At 69.9% G+C, this 16,476-nt stretch carries 16 protein-coding genes; 9 read left to right on the forward strand and 7 right to left on the reverse strand.

Annotated features, from left to right (window positions below; translation table 11 throughout):
* Positions 1 to 73 precede the first annotated feature (73 nt).
* The 3 genes from prfA (at position 74) to ASF27_RS08725 (ending at position 3,781) form a co-directional block, all read left to right on the forward strand.
* Positions 74 to 1,159 (forward strand): peptide chain release factor 1, encoded by a 1,086-nt coding sequence (gene prfA, locus ASF27_RS08715; protein WP_056169796.1) that lies wholly within the window; start codon positions 74 to 76, stop codon positions 1,157 to 1,159.
* 25 nt (positions 1,160 to 1,184) lie between these two features.
* Positions 1,185 to 2,051, forward strand: coding sequence for a peptide chain release factor N(5)-glutamine methyltransferase (gene prmC, locus ASF27_RS08720; protein ID WP_156467489.1), 867 nt, complete (start codon positions 1,185 to 1,187; stop codon positions 2,049 to 2,051).
* Between the two features lie 488 nt (positions 2,052 to 2,539).
* On the forward strand, positions 2,540 to 3,781 hold the full coding sequence (locus ASF27_RS08725; RefSeq protein ID WP_056359334.1) for a DUF4167 domain-containing protein: 1,242 nt from the start codon (positions 2,540 to 2,542) through the stop codon (positions 3,779 to 3,781).
* Between the two features lie 51 nt (positions 3,782 to 3,832).
* On the opposite strand, the gene ASF27_RS08730 is transcribed toward ASF27_RS08725, so the two are convergent.
* Together ASF27_RS08730 and ASF27_RS08735 are read right to left on the reverse strand one after the other, a co-directional pair.
* Positions 3,833 to 4,579 (reverse strand): hypothetical protein, encoded by a 747-nt coding sequence (locus ASF27_RS08730; protein ID WP_056359336.1) that lies wholly within the window; start codon positions 4,577 to 4,579, stop codon positions 3,833 to 3,835.
* A gap of 43 nt (positions 4,580 to 4,622) precedes the next feature.
* Positions 4,623 to 5,492 carry a DUF2336 domain-containing protein gene (locus ASF27_RS08735; protein ID WP_162238642.1) on the reverse strand — a complete coding sequence of 290 codons (870 nt, stop codon included), beginning with the start codon at positions 5,490 to 5,492 and terminating at the stop codon, positions 4,623 to 4,625.
* A 203-nt stretch (positions 5,493 to 5,695) separates the two neighbouring features.
* Here ASF27_RS08735 and ASF27_RS23060 point away from each other — a divergent pair, with 203 nt between their 5' ends.
* The 3 genes from ASF27_RS23060 (at position 5,696) to ASF27_RS08745 (ending at position 7,251) form a co-directional block, all read left to right on the forward strand.
* The gene (locus tag ASF27_RS23060) at positions 5,696 to 5,860 is read left to right on the forward strand and encodes a YqaE/Pmp3 family membrane protein (protein WP_244472960.1); all 165 of its coding nucleotides are present in this window, start codon (positions 5,696 to 5,698) and stop codon (positions 5,858 to 5,860) included.
* Between the two features lie 76 nt (positions 5,861 to 5,936).
* Positions 5,937 to 6,542: a sulfite oxidase-like oxidoreductase gene (locus ASF27_RS08740; RefSeq protein ID WP_056359337.1), complete on the forward strand. Its 606-nt coding sequence runs from the start codon at positions 5,937 to 5,939 to the stop codon at positions 6,540 to 6,542.
* Between the two features lies 1 nt (position 6,543).
* Positions 6,544 to 7,251, forward strand: coding sequence for an FAD-binding oxidoreductase (locus ASF27_RS08745; protein WP_056359340.1), 708 nt, complete (start codon positions 6,544 to 6,546; stop codon positions 7,249 to 7,251).
* A gap of 10 nt (positions 7,252 to 7,261) precedes the next feature.
* Here ASF27_RS08745 and ASF27_RS08750 read toward each other — a convergent pair whose 3' ends face one another.
* Positions 7,262 to 8,350, reverse strand: coding sequence for an NAD(P)/FAD-dependent oxidoreductase (locus ASF27_RS08750; RefSeq protein WP_056359343.1), 1,089 nt, complete (start codon positions 8,348 to 8,350; stop codon positions 7,262 to 7,264).
* Positions 8,351 to 8,363: 13 nt separating this feature from the next.
* Complete coding sequence (locus tag ASF27_RS08755) at positions 8,364 to 9,485, reverse strand: calcium:proton antiporter (RefSeq protein WP_056169819.1); 1,122 nt, start codon at positions 9,483 to 9,485, stop codon at positions 8,364 to 8,366.
* 293 nt (positions 9,486 to 9,778) lie between these two features.
* Here ASF27_RS08755 and ASF27_RS08760 point away from each other — a divergent pair, with 293 nt between their 5' ends.
* On the forward strand, positions 9,779 to 11,494 hold the full coding sequence (locus ASF27_RS08760; RefSeq protein WP_056169822.1) for a DEAD/DEAH box helicase: 1,716 nt from the start codon (positions 9,779 to 9,781) through the stop codon (positions 11,492 to 11,494).
* A 272-nt stretch (positions 11,495 to 11,766) separates the two neighbouring features.
* Here the strand turns inward: ASF27_RS08760 and ASF27_RS08765 are convergent, their stop codons facing one another.
* Complete coding sequence (locus ASF27_RS08765; protein ID WP_056304427.1) at positions 11,767 to 12,687, reverse strand: hypothetical protein; 921 nt, start codon at positions 12,685 to 12,687, stop codon at positions 11,767 to 11,769.
* A gap of 246 nt (positions 12,688 to 12,933) precedes the next feature.
* Positions 12,934 to 13,698 carry a hypothetical protein gene (locus ASF27_RS08770; protein WP_056304428.1) on the reverse strand — a complete coding sequence of 255 codons (765 nt, stop codon included), beginning with the start codon at positions 13,696 to 13,698 and terminating at the stop codon, positions 12,934 to 12,936.
* Positions 13,699 to 13,914: 216 nt separating this feature from the next.
* On the opposite strand from ASF27_RS08770, the gene ASF27_RS08775 reads away from it, so the two are divergent.
* Together ASF27_RS08775 and ASF27_RS08780 are read left to right on the forward strand one after the other, a co-directional pair.
* Complete coding sequence (locus tag ASF27_RS08775) at positions 13,915 to 15,351, forward strand: ATP-binding protein (protein WP_056359346.1); 1,437 nt, start codon at positions 13,915 to 13,917, stop codon at positions 15,349 to 15,351.
* The gene (locus ASF27_RS08780; RefSeq protein ID WP_056169834.1) at positions 15,348 to 16,010 is read left to right on the forward strand and encodes a response regulator transcription factor; all 663 of its coding nucleotides are present in this window, start codon (positions 15,348 to 15,350) and stop codon (positions 16,008 to 16,010) included. The genes ASF27_RS08775 and ASF27_RS08780 overlap by 4 nt, the downstream gene beginning before the upstream one ends.
* A 9-nt stretch (positions 16,011 to 16,019) precedes the next feature.
* On the opposite strand, the gene ASF27_RS08785 is transcribed toward ASF27_RS08780, so the two are convergent.
* Positions 16,020 to 16,436: an EVE domain-containing protein gene (locus tag ASF27_RS08785; protein WP_056359348.1), complete on the reverse strand. Its 417-nt coding sequence runs from the start codon at positions 16,434 to 16,436 to the stop codon at positions 16,020 to 16,022.
* Positions 16,437 to 16,476: the final 40 nt, after the last annotated feature.

Below are 16,476 nucleotides of genomic sequence, written 5' to 3' on the forward strand. Positions count from 1 at the left end.
CAGAGTTTCCGACCCTGGCCCCTCCGGACCGACCGCGCCGACCCGAAACACTGGTGAGAGTACCCCACGGGCGATGACCCCCATTCCTTCCGACCGTCTCGACGCCATCCTGACGCGCCACGACATCGTCACCGCGACCCTCAGCGCGGGCTCGGCGGATTCCGACACCTTCGTCCAGCTGTCCCGCGAATTGTCGGAGCTGGAGGGCGTCGTCGCGGCGATCCACGCCTACCGGGCCGCCGCCTCCAACCTCGCCGACATCCAGGCGCTGATGGACGAGCCGGGCAGCGATTCCGAGATGCGGGCGCTGGCGGCCGACGAGAAGCCCGAGGCGGAAGCCGGGTTGGAGGCGGCGCACCGCGCCCTGCAGCTCATCCTGCTGCCGAAGGACTCCGCCGACGAGAAATCCGCCATCCTGGAAATCCGCGCCGGCACCGGCGGCGACGAGGCCGCGCTCTTCGCCGGCGACCTGTTCCGGATGTACGGCCGCTACGCCGACGCCAAGGGCTGGAAGGTCGAGGTGATCTCCGAGAGCGAGGGCACCGTCGGCGGCTACCGCGAGGTCATCGCCGAGGTGAAGGGCAAGGGCGTGTTCGCCCGCCTGAAGTTCGAGAGCGGCGCCCACCGAGTGCAGCGCGTGCCCGACACCGAGACGCAGGGGCGCATCCACACGTCCGCCGCCACCGTGGCGGTGCTGCCCGAGGCCGAGGAGGTCGATATCGTCATCAACGATGCCGACCTGAAGATCGACACCATGCGCTCGCAGGGCGCCGGCGGCCAGCACGTCAACAAGACGGAATCGGCCATCCGCATCACCCACCTGCCCTCCGGGATCGTGATCTTCGTCCAGGAGGAGCGCTCGCAGCACAAGAACCGGGCCCGGGCGATGCAGCTTCTGCGCTCGAAGCTCTACGATGCCGAGCGCACGGCCAAGGACGCGGTGCGCGCCGCCGACCGCAAGTCGCAGGTCGGCTCGGGCGACCGCTCGGAGCGCATCCGCACCTACAACTTTCCCCAGGCGCGGGTGACCGACCACCGCATCAACCTCACCCTGTACAAGCTCGAGGAAGTGCTGGCGGGCGTGGCCCTCGACGAGCTGATCGACGCGCTGGTGACGGAGCATCAGGCCGAGCTGCTCGCCGCGGAGGGCATGGCCTGAGCCGGCCATGTCTCCGGTCACGACCATGTCTCTGATCGCGGGCACGACTCGTCAGGAAGCCCTGCGGCACGCGACCCGATGCCTCGCCGAGGGCGGCATCGCCGACAGCGACGCCCGCTTCCTCGTCCTCGACGTCCTCCGCCTCAGCGGGACGGAGCTCATCCTCGGTGGCTTCGAACCCATCGGGCCGGCGGGCGCGGCAGCCCTATCGGAAGCCCTCGCCCGGCGCCTCGCGGGCGAACCCGTGGCCCGGATCGTCGGCGCCTGGGAATTCTGGGGCCTCCCGTTCGGACTGGCGCCCGAGACCCTGGTGCCCCGTGCCGACACCGAGACCCTGGTGGAAGCGGCCCTCGGACGCCATCCCGACCGCACAAGCCCCTTGCGCATCCTCGACCTCGGAACCGGCTCGGGCTGCATCCTCGTGGCCCTGCTGTCCGAGCGCGCCAACGCCTTCGGCATCGGCCTCGACCGCTCGGAAGGCGCCCTGATCCAGGCCCGCACCAACGCCACGGCCAATGGGGTCGGCGACCGGGCCGCCTTCGTGCGTGCCGACTGGTGCGCAGGCCTGATGGCCGCGTTCGACCTCATCGTCTCGAATCCGCCCTACATCCCGGTCGGCGTCATCGCGACCCTGGCCGATGAAGTCCGCCTCCACGATCCGGCAGCGGCCCTCGATGGCGGCGTCGACGGGCTCGATGCCTACCGGCGCATCCTGGATGACGTGGCGCGGGGGTCGGTGCGGCTGGCGACGGGCGGAAGCCTGCTGTTCGAGGTCGGCCACGACCAGGCGGAGGCCGTGCTGACCCTCGGTCGCGAGCGCGGCTTCGTGGCGGCCGGCATCACCCACGACCTGGCTGGACATGCCCGCGTGGTCGCGTTCGCGTCGAAGTGATGGCGATGTCGGGGACGGGATGCGCCGCTCGGACGAAAATCGTCGTGAACAACCGGGGGTGGCGCGAAAAAATGCTTGTTGCCGTCGCGGCGACCGGCTAGGCTCTCAGTCAGATCGAAAAACGATCCGTCGAGACGGGTCGTGGCAGGAATGGTGCCGGCTCGTAGTCCGCGACGCTCCTCAGCGATCTCCCCACGATCAGGTTGGCGCGCTGTGAGACGACGCGCAGGAACTTGGTCACTTCGAGCCTGAAAACCGAAGAGCGCCTGAACGCGAGCGCGAGCCTCGGTGGACCGGGACACACGGCAAGCACGGCGCATTCCGATTCCGATCGCGGACCTGACAAACCGGATCACACGGTCCCCCTCCCGGGGTCACCATGGCCGGGCCGGATTTCGGCTCAAGGCCGCCGGGCCCCGGACCGCCTCACCAGCTCCCGTACGAACGAGGGTCAATCGAGACCGATGAGACCAAACCAGAACAGACGGGTGCGCGGTCGCAACCGCCCCAAGGGTCCCAACCCGCTGACCCGGTCCTACGAATCGAACGGTCCGGACGTCAAGATTCGCGGCACCGCCCAGCACATCGCCGATAAATACGCTCAGCTCGCGCGTGACGCGCAGGCGAGCGGCGATCCCGTGGCGGCGGAGAATTATTTCCAGCACGGCGAGCATTATTTTCGCATCATCTCGGGCGCACAGGAGCAGAACCGTCAGCAGGCCGCCGGCGGCTACGCCCGCAACGGCTTCGACGACGACGGCGACGAGGATGGTGGCGACGACCAGGGCGCACCGCTCGGCTACGCCGCCCATTCCTACAACGACGACTACACCGATCCCGGCCAGCAGCCCCAGCCGGCGTATCAGCCGCCGGCCTACGAGGGACGGCAAGAGTCCCAGAGACAGGAGTCCCAGAGGCAGGATTCGCCGCGTCAGGAGTATCCGCGTCAGGACGGTGGCCAGAACCGGAACGACCGCAACGACCGGCGCGACCGCTTCAACAACCGCAACGACCGTCCGCAGCGCTTCGACAACCAGCGCCCCGACGGGTCCCGGCAGGACGGCCAGCGGCAGGACTACAATCGGCCGGATTCTTCGCGACAGGACAACCAGCGACCGGATTACGGTCGGCAGGACCAGCCGCGCCAGGACCAGCAGCGCCAGGATCGGGATCGGCAGGATCAGCCCCGCAACGAGCAGCCGCGCCAGGAATATGGCCGTCGCAACAACGGCGCGCGGTTCGAATCCAATCGAAACGCCGAGGCCCCGCAGGATGGCGGGCGCGACGAGGCCCCGCGTCAGGACTTCGTCCGGCAGGAGACCGCCCGTCAGGAACCGGTGCGACCGGACTTCGTCCGCCCCGAACCCGTGCGGCAGGAGCCTGTCCGTCCGGAGTCCGCGCGGCCGGATTTCCAGCCGACCGAGCCGCGCCGGGTGGCGGATGCACCGCCCCGGCGGAGCCGCCGTCGCGACGAGGCCGAGCGTGCGCCGGCCGAGGACGTGTCCGGCCTGCCGGCCTTCCTGATGACGCCGCCGCGTCCCGTTCCCACCGAACGGCCTGTCGAGTCCCGCACGTCAGAGGAAGCCGCTCCGCAGGGGGCCCCGTCCGCCCCCGACGAAACGCCGACGGCTCCGAAGCCACGCCGTCGCCGCCGGGCCCGCTTCGAGGGGACCGATGGGGCCGAGCCCGGCTCCGCCGGTGCTGACGATGTGACGCCGATCACCGAATAAGTTTGCCGCGATTACTCTGGAAAGCCGCCCCCGTTGGGCGGCTTTTCGCGTTCAGGGCCGGTCTGGGCCGCCGAGTGCGGCATGCCAGTCCGCGTAGCCGTGGACGCGGTGGACGAGACGGCGGTGCCGCGCGGCCTCGCCGAATGGCGCCAGATCCCAGGTCCAGACCGCATCGGGTGTCGGAACCGGAACGCCGTGGAGGAGGTCGAGGCGGTCGGTCACACGGCCGTCGCGGTCCTCTTCGGTCTGCAGGACGTCGGTGACGAGGCAGACCCGCGCCGCGAGGCGGGACAGGCCGTCGAGGTGAGCTCGCACGATCCGCCCACCGAGCTGCGGATCCGCCCCTCCGGAGCCGTTGACGGGCAGGATCGGCAGTTGCGAAAGCAGGTTGGCGGAGATCACGAGATCGATCTCCGGCCCGCCCCCGTGATCGGGAACCGCCCCTGGCCGGGTGAGATCGGCCGTGACCAGGGTGACGTCGGGACGGTGGCGCACCGTCCATCGGGTCGGCCACGGATGCACGGCATCGACGAGGCGGATGTGGGTGAAGCGGCGGGCGAGGTGGTCCAGGGGTACGTCGTCGAGGAGGCCCGAGCCGAGAACGACGACGGTGCGATATCGAGGGAGACCTTCGCAGGCCCGCATGATCACGGCACGGGCCCGTGTGAGATGCGGCTCCCAGGCCGTCCGGCACCGGCGCGAGCGGGACAGGAGCAGGACACTCTCGCGCAGGTAGCCCCGCCGGCGATGCGACCAGGGGGCGGGGGTCGTCAGGTAGTGGAACAGGTCGACCAGCACGGCGCCTCCTGAGACCAGGGGTGGCAGCCCGTGCGCCGCGGCGTCAAGCGGCCTTGGTCCGGCCCTTGGACGCGGTGAAGCGGACCGAACGGCGGGCCGTGGCCACCGACAGGGCCTGGAACGCCTCGAAGGTCCCCCGCATGTCCTCCGGCGACAGGCGACGGCCGGACCGGGCCTGGATCAGGTGCTTGAGGGTCCCCCACCCGAGATCGGACGCCCGTAGGAGAAAGAGAAGCGGATCGAGATCCGGATTACGGTGGGCCTGAGACGCCATCTCGGTCGGCACCCCGGCGATGCGGGCGATGGCGGCCAGGGCATCGTCCACCCGTCCCTGTACCACGAGGGCGACGATCGCCTTCTCCTCGAGATCGACGCCCCCGGGGGAAGCCGGCGAGAGCGGCGGGGCTTCGATCCGGCGGAGTTCGGGGATGGATCGGCGCAGATCGAGCACCGCCCGCAGAACCGGATCCTTCCCCGCCAAGTCCACCAAGGTCCCGAATCCCGTCGACGACAGGTGCGCGGTCTCGTTCCCGGCGATCCGGCGCACGGCTTGGGTCGCCGCCCGCGTGACGAGGATGTCGGTGATCCGCTCGCTCAGGGTCCGTCGCCGCGAAACCGCATCGAGATGCAATGGGCCGGCTTCCCTGACGATCCGAAGCAGGTCGTCCTCGTCGAGCCGCACGGATCGGGCGAGGACCGGCCCCGCGACGGTGATCTGCGGATCGAAGGCGAGGTCGCGCACGACGCGGCGCGGGGCATTGGCGATATCGGCGATCTCCTCGGCGAGGGCCGAACGGGCCGCGGCCTCGACGTTTCGGGCGAGGTGAAGGATGATCGCATCGAAGGGTTCGATCCCGCTCTCGCCCAGGGCGACGGCGTGATCGGTAAACAGAGCCGTGATTCGGCGAAGCATCGCCGCACGCTGATCGGGTGTTCCGATAGTGACGGCGTGTTCCATTTCGTGGATGAGCGTCTTGATCATAGCCTATCGGGGTGTGCCGCGCCGTTCGTCAAAATCGCACGCAGATGTTTAAAAACAGCCACCGGGAACCATCGTCGGAACGGCAATGTTGCTATCGCGCCCTTGCGCGGGCACCATCACGTCCCGGAGACATCGTGTCGAATCTCGTTCGCATCCTGCTCGCCATCTTCCTGCCGCCCCTGGCCGTCCTGATGACGGCAGGCATCGGATTGCAGTTCCTTCTCAATATCCTGCTGACGGTCCTGGGCATCGTTCCGGGCATGGTGCACGCCCTGTGGATCGTCATGCGCGACCGCTGATCCGGCGCCGCGACGCGCCCTCCCCGCCGATGCACGGGGAAGGAGGCGCGGTTTCGAAAGCCCGAACGAGGGTGACATGAGCACACGCGGCTTCACCGGACGACGCCCGCCCGAGGCGACGCGCGAGCGCCTACCGCCGGGCCAATATCTCACGGAGGATTTCCCGGTTCTGCAGATCGGGCCGAATCCGCGGATCGATCTCGACGCGTGGCGCTTCACCCTCCGGGCCGGATCGCGACCGTTGAAGATCTGGACCTGGGACGAATTCAACGCCCTGCCGCGCACGCGCTGGGGCGGCGACATCCACTGCGTCACGAAGTGGTCGAAGTTCGACACGGCGTGGGAGGGCGTCGGAATCGACGATCTCCTGGCGGATGCGTGCGTCGCGGCGCCGACGGCGTTCGCCCTGGCGGAAGGATACGACGATTACACCACCAACGTGCCGTTCGCCGACCTGACCGGGGGCCGGGCCATGGTGGCGACCCATTACGACGGCGCGCCGATCGAGCCGGATCACGGCGGCCCGGCGCGCCTCCTCGTGCCGCACCTCTACTTCTGGAAGAGCGCCAAGTGGCTCAAGGGTCTGCGCTTCACACAGAACGACGAGGGTGGCTTCTGGGAGATGCGGGGCTATCATATGTACGGAGACCCGTGGCGCGAGCAGCGCTTCACCGGTGACTGAGATGAAGCCTCTGCCCTGGCTGGATGCCACCATCGTGGGCATCGGTCAGGTGACCCCGCGGGTGAAGTGCTTCCGGCTGGCCGTGACGCTCGACCGCCCGGCTCTCGCGGGGCAGCACGTCGATATCCGGCTGACCGCACCCGACGGCTACCAGGCTCAGCGCAGCTACTCCATCGCCTCCGCGCCGAGCCCGGACGGGATCGTCGAACTCATGGTCGAGGGCCTGCCGGAGGGCGAGGTCTCGGGGTTCTTCGACGGGGTGGCGGAAGTCGGCGACACCGTGGCGTTGCGCGGTCCCATCGGGGGCGCCTTCGTGTGGCGACCGGAGGATGGCGGCCCCCTGCTCCTCATCGGCGGCGGCTCGGGCGTGGTGCCGCTCCTGGCGATGCTGCGCCATCGGGCCATCGCGGCGCCCGACGTTCCGGTCCTCCTGGTCTATTCGGTCCGCGAAGCGGCAGAGGCGATCGCCCAGGACGAACTCGACCGGAGGCGCCGCGACGAGCCCGGCTTCGATTGGATCCTGAACCTGACAGGCGAGGGCGGCCGGCGCATCGATGCCGCCCTCATCGGACAGGCGCTCGAACGCCTCGGGCGCCCGCGCCACACCTTCATCTGCGGCGCGAATCCGTTCGTGAACACGGCCGCCGACCTCCTCGTCGATGCCGGTCTTGCGCCCGGCACCATTCGGACGGAACGCTTCGGCGGCTGACGTCGATCTCCTACGCCAACAGCCGATCGGCGACCTCTTCGGCGAGGGACAGGCTCGCGGTGAGGCCCGGGCTCTCGATGCCGAACAGGTGGACGAGGCGGTCCAGCCCATGCTGCGCCGGCCCGTCGATGATGAAATCCGCCGCGGGCTCGCCCGGGCCGGTGATCTTTGGACGGATGCCGGCATAATCGGGGGTCAGCACCCCTTCGGGCAAACCGGGCCAATACCGGCGGATCGCACGGGCGAAGGCTTGCGCGCGATCGGGATCGACGGCGTAATCCTCGGTTTCCACCCACTCGACATCGGGACCGAAGCGCATGCGCCCGGCGAGATCGAGGGTGAGATGAATGCCCAGCCCGCCCTCGACGGGGGCCGGATAGATCAACCGCGCGAAAGCCGGGCGGCCGAGGCAGCCGAAATAGCTCCCCTTGGCGAGGATCTTTCTCGGGATGCGGTCGGGTGGGAACCCGTCGATTGCTTTCGCGATAGCCTGTGCTCCGAGACCGGCGGCATTGACGACGGCGTCGAACGGCAGCGCATCCCCGTTCACCGTCGCGACCCAGGCGCCGTCCGCCCATGACAGGCGCGCGACCGGGCTGTGGAACGCGATGGCGCCACCGCGATCCTCGATGTCGCCCTGCAGGGCGAGCATGAGGGCGTGGCTGTCGACGATGCCGGTTCCGGGGGCGTGGAGGGCGGAGACGCAGGCGAGATTGGGTTCCAGGGCGCGGGCCTCGGCCCCGTCGACGAGCGCCAGACCCTCGACGCCGTTGGCGATCCCGCGCGCATGGATCGCCGCGATAGCGGCGCCCTCGGCCGCATCGGTGGCGACGATGAGCTTGCCGCAGGCGCGGTGCGGTACGCCGTGGCTGGCGCAGAACCCGTAGAGCCTCCGGGCGCCGTCGACGCAGTGCCGTGCCCGGAGCGAGCCCTCGGGATAGTACATCCCGCCATGGATCACTTCGGAGTTGCGCGCGGACACGCCCGTGCCGATGCCGCCCTCGGCCTCCGCCACCACCACGGCATGGCCCCGCAGGGCGAGCGCCCGGCCGACGGCGAGTCCGACCACGCCGGCGCCGATGACGAGGATGTCGCTCATGATGTCCGCCGAATCACGGGCTGAAGATCAGAACCAGATAGACGAAGAACACCACGAGGTGCACGGCCCCCTCCAGCACCGTGGTGCGCAGCCCCGAGAACGTCAGGGTGCTGAGGATCAGGGTCACGACGAGCAGCGTCATCTCCGTCGGCGCGAGGCCGAGGACCACGGTCTGGCCCGTCAGCAGGCCTACGGCCAGGACCGCCGGCACCGTGAGGCCGACGGTAGAGGTCGCGGCGCCGAGGCAGAGGTTGATCGCCCGCTGCAGCTCGTTGCGCGCCACCGCCTTCAGGGCGCTGATGCCCTCCGGGGTGAACACGATGGCTGCGATGAGGACGCCGCCGAGGGCCGAAGGCGCACCGAGCGCCGCGATGCCGTGGTCCAGGATCGCCGCAAGGCTCTTCGACAGCAGGACGATGGGCAGGATGTTGGCGACGAGGAGACCGACGTGCTTCAGGATCGCGGCCGTCTGCCGGTCCGCCTCGGGCGCCTCGGCTTCGGGCACAACGGTGCCGGGGTTCGATTTCGCGATCCGCCCGCCGTCGTGGATGAAGAAGCTGCTGTGCCGTCCGGTCTGGATCAGCAGGAAGATCCCGTAGAGCGACACGGTGAACAGCGAGAACGAGATCGCCTGCACGGGCGTCAGGGTGCCGCCGCTCGTCGAGGTGGTGAAGTTCGGGATGATCAGCGCGATGGTGGTGAGCGGGATGATCACCGACAGGAAGGCCGACGTGCCCTGCAGGTTGTAGGATTGCTGGTGGTGGCGCAGGCCGCCGATGAGCAGGCCGAGGCCGACGATGCCGTTGAGGACGATCATCAGCACAGCGAACATCGTGTCGCGTCCGAGCGTCGGCACCGCCTTCGAGGACAGCATCACGGCGGACACCAGGACCACCTCGATCACCACGATGGAGAGGGTGAGAACGAGGGTGCCGTAGGGCTCGCCGAGGCGATGGGCGAGTTCCTCGGCCTCGTGGACCACGCCGAACGCCGCCCAAAGGATCACGAGGAACAGCCACAGGAACAGGCCCGTGGCCCAGAGCGGCGATCCGAGGTCGGCGAGCCAGGCGGGCCCGAACACGAAGAACGCGGCGACGCTCGCCCACGCCACGACCAGACGCAACACCGCCCCCATCTTTCCCCCTGTGGACGTCCGAATTCATGCCGCATTCATGCCGCCATCGGGACGGACGGCACCGCCCGCAGGGCGGCTGGCTCACGGGGGCCACGGCCAAGCCCGAAAGACAAGCTTTAACTGTGCGGGAAACCACCCATGCGCGCGCAGACATGGCGCATGGCCGCGGTTCCGGCTACAAGCCACCGTATCCGTAACCGATCGAGGCCGGAATCACGCATCCGGGGGATCGATCCGCGCTTAGCGCGGCCATCCCCGGCGGGTTCCAGCCTGTTTGCCCGCAAGGCTCCTCAGTGCCCTTTCCGACCCTGCCGGCCCCGCTCTCCCGAGCTCTGGCCGCGCGTGACTACGCAGACCCTACCCCCGTCCAGAATGCGGTGATCGAAGCCGCCGCGCAGGGGCGCGATCTCCTCGTTTCGGCCCAGACCGGCTCGGGCAAGACCGTGGCCTACGGCCTCGCCTTCGCCGACACGCTGCTCGACGGTGCCGAGCGCTTCGGTCCGGCCGGCGCGCCGCTGGCCCTGGTCATCGCCCCCACCCGCGAACTCGCCCTCCAGGTCGAGCGTGAATTGACTTGGCTCTACGCCGAGACCGGCGCGCGGGTGATCTCCTGCGTCGGCGGCATGGACCCGCGCCGCGAGCGCGCCCAGCTCAACGACGGCGCCCACATCGTCGTCGGTACGCCCGGCCGCCTGCGCGACCACTTGGAGCGCCGCAACCTCGCCACCCAGGATCTGCGCGTCGCCGTCCTCGACGAGGCCGACGAGATGCTCGACCTCGGCTTCCGGGACGACCTCGAATTCATCCTGTCGGTGACCCCGAAGGAGCGGCGCACGCTGCTGTTCTCGGCGACCCTGCCCAAAGCCATTGCGACGCTGGCCGAGCGCTACCAGAACGACGCGCTGCGCATCGCCGTGAAGGGCCAGGAGCGCGGCCACGAAGACATCACCTATCGGGCCGTTCGGGTGATGCCGCGTGAGCTGGAGCACGTGGTGGTCAACACCCTGCGCTTCACCGATGCTCCGACTGCCATCGTGTTCTGCAACACCCGCAACGCCGTGCGCCACCTCCAGGCGGTGCTGACCGAGCGCGGCTTCTCCGCCGTGGCCCTGTCGGGCGAACTCGGCCAGGGCGAGCGCAACGCCGCCCTTCAGGCCCTTCGCGACGGGCGCGCCAAGGTGTGCGTCGCCACCGATGTCGCCGCCCGCGGCATCGATCTGCCCACCGTCAGCCTGGTGATCCACGCCGACCTGCCCCACGACGCCGAGGTGCTCCAGCATCGCTCCGGCCGCACGGGCCGCGCCGGACGGAAGGGCACCTCCGTCCTGCTGATCCCGGCCTCCAAGCGTCGCCGCGCCGAGCAGATGCTGATGATCGCCAAGGTCAACGCCGAGTGGGCCGGCCCGCCCACCGCCGAGGAGATCCGCGCCCTCGACGGCGAGCGCATGTGGCAGGACCCACTGTTCACCGATGCCCCGGCCGAGGAGGATGTCGCCATGGGCGAGGCCCTGCTGGCCCGTCGCACGCCGCAGGAGCTCGCCGCAGCGCTGGCCCGAATCTACCGGGCGCGCCTGCCCGAGCCCGAGGATGTCACCGATCCGGGCGCCGGCCCCGAGCGCAAGGCCCGGCCGGTCTACGACCCCGCCGACACCGCCCGCATCGACGCGGAAGGTCCGTCTGTCTGGTTCCGCCTCAACCTCGGCCGGCGCGACAACGCCGACCCGCGCCGCCTGCTGCCGATGCTGACCCGACGCGGTAGCATCGGGCGCCAGGAGATCGGGGCCATCCGGATCTTCGATCGGGAGACCAAGTTCGAGGTGCGCGGCGGCGCAGCGTCCCGCTTCGCCCAGACCTTTGCCAAGAACGGCTCGCCCGAAATCCAGGTGGAAGCGCTCTTGGACGGTCCCGGCAGCGATCAGGAGGCCAGCGGCCCCAAGGGCTTCAAGAGCCCGCGCGGCGCCCGTCACGAGCGCGAGATCGGCAAGAAGCCGCGCGCCCGGACGAAGTAGCCCGAGGCCCTCCGGCTCCTCTTCGGTGAGCGACCGTCACCTCGCGAGCACGTCCCGACACCGGGTCGTGCTCGTTCGATCCCCTCTGGACCTGAACTGCAGGACCCGCGCGGAGGCCTCGAAGCCGGCCTTCGAACCGACCGAAGCTCCACGGCGAACGCCTTCAACTTCGATGCGCGGGGGTTCAGGCCGACGCGGACGATATTGATTGCAGTGGCTCGGTGCCTGAACTCATCGTACCCGATGACAGCAGGCCTGTGCCGACGTCGTTCTCAGAACTGTTCGGGGAAGCGCTTGACCGCGTTTCCGAGGGCCTCGACGCCTTCGACGAGCTTGCGTCCGACGGGGGCTAGGGACGGCACTTTCATGCCGAACATCTCGGTCTCCTCGGCTTCCGGCTCTGCGGCCTGGGCCGGTTGCGCGGCTGCGACCTTTTCGGAGGCAGCCGGTACGGGTTTGGCGGCGGGCTTGGTCCGTGCCACGACCGGGGCGGGCTTCGCTTTCGGCCCGGCTTCGGCCGACGCCGGGGGAAGGGCCGCGAAGGTGCCGCCGGTCGTGGCACGGGCGCGGGTGGTCTCGACGGGAGTCGGGGCGACGAGGGGGGCCGTGCGGGCTTTCTCCACGAGGGCGACGGCGGGCGCGGACGGCACCGTCGCGGCATTCTCGATGGGGGGCAGGCGCGCGGGCTTCGAAGGCGACGCGATGTTGGCGACCTGAACCGGCTTGGTGTCGACAGCCTTCACGTCCGCAGGCTTGGTCTGGAGAAGCTTGACTTCGACCGCTTTCGTCTCGGGCGCCTTCGCTTCGACGACTTTGGCTTCGAGAGCTTTGGTTTCGAAGGCTTTGGCTTCCTGGGCCTTGGCCTCGACCGGCGCGACGACGGCTCGAACCGGGAGCGGATCGGCCTCCGCCGGCACCGGACCCGAGGGCCGGTGGGACGACGCCAGGGCAGGAACGCCGTCGCGCAAATCCGGCCAATCGGCCGAGATTCGCCCGATCCGGACTTTGGACGGCGGCGGGCCGGCGAGACCCGAGAGCATCGAATACGCCCCTGCGGACAGGCCGACGAGGCCGACACCGCCCAGAACCGCGATCAGCGCGGCGCGCATGACGCGCGATGGCGCCTTGGGCTCGGCGGGCGCGCGCCCTTCGGCGGCGATGCGCCGCTCGGTCGGATCGATGGCAATCGACATCAGCGTGGACTCATCCCGAACACACCCGGCGGTCGCGTCCGGTCGATGACGCGGTGCCGTGTCCGTGAACTGATCCCGACAATGGGGCATGAAGATGTCCGGCACCGTATCGACAGTCGAAGCCCGAGATTACCCGGATTAGATCTGTGTTAGGCCGGAGGCTTTAAGGAGTGGTATCGCGGTTCGTCTTCGTCACGTCCCGGGACGACGCAGGCACCATCTTGCAGAGGTGCGTCGCGCCCCCGGCTAGGACGCTCGCTCGATGAAGTCGGCCTGCGCCGCCACCACCCGGGCAACGCCGCGGTCCGCGCGGTCGGAGCCCTTCGGCAAGGCCTCGCCCGCCAGGAGCCGGGCCTTGAGGGCGACCCGGCCCGGATCGCCCCAGCACGTCAGCAGCGCCTGGAACGCGTCATGGTGCGCGCGGTCGAACGCGATCGGTCGCTCGTTCGCGTCGCGGCACGGGTGTGGCGGATGGAGATGGGCGCACGGAACCAGACCGGAGGGGATCGGCGCGGTCGCCGCATGGGTCCGGCGCGCCCGTACGACCTCCGGGGCGACGTAGGCGCGCGGCGCGGCCGCGCCGGAGCCGACGGGACCGCCGAAAACCTCGATCCGCCCGAGACGGGTCGTCATCACCACGTCGAGCCGGCGTTCCACGAGGAGCCCCGGCACCGGACTGCCGGGCGCGAAGGCCGCCCCACCGCAAGCTCCCCACAGATTGTCGAGAATCCGTGGATCGCGGGTCCGCAGGCAGGCCGACCCCTGAGGCAGCCCGAGGCCGAGGTCGAACAGGAACGCCTCGCGATCCGTGGGCCGGGCAGCCGCGAGGTCGGGCCCGAGCGGCGTGACCACCTCCGGCCCGGGGACCAGAGCCGTCCCCACGGTCAGGCACAGGGCGACCGCATGGCTCCAGCCGCCACGGAACCCGGTTTCGTAGGCCACCGGCACGAGGTCGTCGGCGGGCGCGAGCATCAGGGCGCCGCGGCACGTCAGCCGGCCGAAACGCCCCATGGTCGCGACGGCCTCGCCGGGCGCACGACCGAACTCGGCCCCGGCACCGAATCCGCCGAGACTCCACCGGGTGGCCGGATCGTCGAGGAATGCGGCGAGCCGGTCCCGGATCCCCGCGGATTCATCGGGACGGGACGGCGCGGGGCTACACGTTCCATCCCGCCCGGACTCGGCTACAAGTGGAACGTCCCTCATCCGCTTCCCGGCACCCCCACCATGACGACGGCCCCCGCATCGAGCCCGCCCGGTTGGGCGGCCCGCCCCACCCTGTGGGCACGCTGGCCGACCCGCACGCGGATGATCGTCCTCGTCATCGCTATCGATCTCCTGGCGGCCCTGCTCTCGTGCGGGGTCATCGTGCTGAACGCGCGCTCCGCCGTCGAGGTCGAGATGAAGGCGGCCCTGTCCAATGTCGAGCTTCTCGTCTCCGACACCATCGATCTGGCGCAGGCCGCCTCGCCCGACACCCTGCTGCAGACCCTGCGCCTGCGTGTGCAGGGCCTGCGCCACGTGCGCGTCACCGTCCTCGACGCGGCGGGCGCCGTCGTCCCGGCACCGTCGCATCGCCAGCGCCGGGACGCCTACGACGCACCACACTGGTTCGTCGCCCTCATCGCCCCCGAGCCGCGCCAGCACGAATTGCCCATCGTGGTCCAGGGCAAGCGCCTCGGCACCGCTCGCATCACCACCCAGCCGCGGGACGAGATCGACGAGGTCTGGGGCTACGCCGTCTCCCTGTCGCTGGCGAGCCTCATCGTCAGCCTCGGCCTCCTCGCCGCCCTTTACGTCGCCTTCGGCCGGGTGCTGGCGCCCTTGACGCAGGTCGCCGATGGCCTGACCCAGCTCGAACGGCAGGATTACACCGCACGCCTCGCGCCGCCGGCCTCGCGCGAACTCGCGGTCATCGCCGCCCGCTTCAACAGCGTGGCCCAGGCCCTGTCGGAAACCCGTGCCGCCAACGGGCGCCTCAACCGCCAGCTCCTCTCCGCCCAGGACGACGAGCGGCGGGCGACGGCCCTCGAGCTCCACGACGAATTCGGCCCCTGCCTGTTCGCCCTCGAAGCCAACGCCGCCTCGGTGATCCGCATGGCCGCCGCCGAGGCGGCGCCGGACCGGGGGAAGCTGACCCAGCGCGCCGAGGAGATCAGCGCCATCGTGGGTCAGGTCCAGACCCTCAACCGCGACCTCCTCAACCGCCTGCGCCCGCATGCCCTGGGTCAGGTGCCCCTGCCCGATTGCCTCGTCCTGCTCCTGCGCGACTTCACCCGCCGGCACTCGGGGACAGCCTTCACGGGCACGTTCGATCGCCTCGGGGCCGGCTACGGCGACGTCACCGATCTCACGGTCTTCCGCTGCATCCAAGAGAGCATGACCAATGCCGTTCGGCATGGCGGGGCCGCGCGCGTCACCGTGGAGGCGGGCGAAGTTCAGGACGGTTCCGGATCGCACCTCGCCATCGAAGTGCATGACGATGGCCGCGGAATCACGCCCGACCACCGGGTCGGGCTGGGTTTGTCGGGGATGCGCGAGCGCGTCGAGGCCTTGGGCGGCACATTGGCGCTTGACAATGGCCGGCCCGGGACGGTTGTCCGGATCATGATTCCGTTCGAGTCCGAACGGTCCGAGGACTCGAGCGCGATCCCCGCCGCATGAACGCGATCCACACCACTTCCCTCCGGGCCCCGGTCCTGGTCGTCGACGATCACCCCATCGTGCTCCAGGGCTGCCGCCGCGTGCTGGAGGATGCCGGCATCGAGCGCATCGCCGAGGCCACCACGGTGGTGGCGGCCTATCGGGCCTTCCACCGCCTGAAGCCGTCCATGGTGATCTGCGACCTGACCTTCCAGGGCAGCGGGCTCGCCGGCCTGGCGCTGATCCGCCGGATGCGCGGCGTCGATCCGCAGGTGCGGATCCTGGTGTTCAGCATGCACAACGATCCGGTCATCGTCGCCCGCGCGCTGGAGGCGGGGGCGCTCGGCTACGTCCTGAAGGACCACGCCTCGGGCGAGCTGTTCGAGGCGTTCGACCGGGTCCGTGCCGGACAGGTCTACCTCGACCGGCGCCTCGCCACGGAGGTCGCCATGCTGCGCACGGACCCGCGCCGCACGCCCGAGGCCCAGCTGACGCCGCGGGAGCAGCAGATCCTGGCGCGTCTGGCTCAGGGCAAGTCCTACGGCGCCATCGCGAGCGACCTGTCGGTGAGCTACAAGACCGTCACCAACGCCTGCTCGCAGATGCGCCAGAAGCTCGGCGTCCGGACGCTCGCCGAACTCATCCACGTGGCGGTGACGCAGGCCCAGCGGCAAGGGTGAGGTCAGGCATCAGCCGAGCCCGCCCATCGCCCGCACGATCGCCCACTCTTCCTCCGTCACCGGCTGCACCGACAGGCGGGAATTGTTGGCGAGCACCATGGCGGCGAGGCGTGGCTCGGCCTTGATCGCCTCCAGGGTGACCGGCCGGGGGAGCGCTTCCACCGCGCGCAGATCCACCATGCCGAACCGGCCCGTGGCGTCGGAATCGTCGGGGTAGTACGGGCGGATCACCTTGACGATGCCGACCACCGCCTTGCCCTCGTTGGAATGGTAGAAGAACCCCAGCTCGCCGACTTCCATGGCCTGCAGGTTCTTCTTGGCGACATGGTTGCGCACGCCGTTCCAGTGGGTGCCGGCGGCCCCGGCCGCGACTTGGCTGTCCCACGACCACGTGGCGGGTTCGGACTTGTAGAGCCAGTGGGCCATGCGGATCTCCGGGGAACGGCGGGTGCCATACCATCCGGGA

Source organism: Methylobacterium sp. Leaf102, from assembly GCF_001422425.1.
Lineage (GTDB): Bacteria > Pseudomonadota > Alphaproteobacteria > Rhizobiales > Beijerinckiaceae > Methylobacterium.

Bases quoted from the DNA above. Each gene is read 5' to 3' on its own strand.
- prfA (WP_056169796.1), top strand. From the start codon at position 74: ATGACCCCCATTCCTTCCGACCGTCTCGACGCCATCCTGACGCGCCAC.
- prmC (WP_156467489.1), top strand. From the start codon at position 1,185: ATGTCTCTGATCGCGGGCACGACTCGTCAGGAAGCCCTGCGGCACGCG.
- ASF27_RS08735 (WP_162238642.1), bottom strand. From the start codon at position 5,492: ATGCTTCGCCGAATCACGGCTCTGTTTACCGATCACGCCGTCGCCCTG.
- ASF27_RS08740 (WP_056359337.1), top strand. From the start codon at position 5,937: ATGAGCACACGCGGCTTCACCGGACGACGCCCGCCCGAGGCGACGCGC.
- ASF27_RS08745 (WP_056359340.1), top strand. From the start codon at position 6,544: ATGAAGCCTCTGCCCTGGCTGGATGCCACCATCGTGGGCATCGGTCAG.
- ASF27_RS08750 (WP_056359343.1), bottom strand. From the start codon at position 8,350: ATGAGCGACATCCTCGTCATCGGCGCCGGCGTGGTCGGACTCGCCGTC.
- ASF27_RS08755 (WP_056169819.1), bottom strand. From the start codon at position 9,485: ATGGGGGCGGTGTTGCGTCTGGTCGTGGCGTGGGCGAGCGTCGCCGCG.
- ASF27_RS08765 (WP_056304427.1), bottom strand. From the start codon at position 12,687: ATGTCGATTGCCATCGATCCGACCGAGCGGCGCATCGCCGCCGAAGGG.
- ASF27_RS08770 (WP_056304428.1), bottom strand. From the start codon at position 13,698: ATGGGGCGTTTCGGCCGGCTGACGTGCCGCGGCGCCCTGATGCTCGCG.
- ASF27_RS08775 (WP_056359346.1), top strand. From the start codon at position 13,915: ATGACGACGGCCCCCGCATCGAGCCCGCCCGGTTGGGCGGCCCGCCCC.
- ASF27_RS08780 (WP_056169834.1), top strand. From the start codon at position 15,348: ATGAACGCGATCCACACCACTTCCCTCCGGGCCCCGGTCCTGGTCGTC.
- ASF27_RS08785 (WP_056359348.1), bottom strand. From the start codon at position 16,436: ATGGCCCACTGGCTCTACAAGTCCGAACCCGCCACGTGGTCGTGGGAC.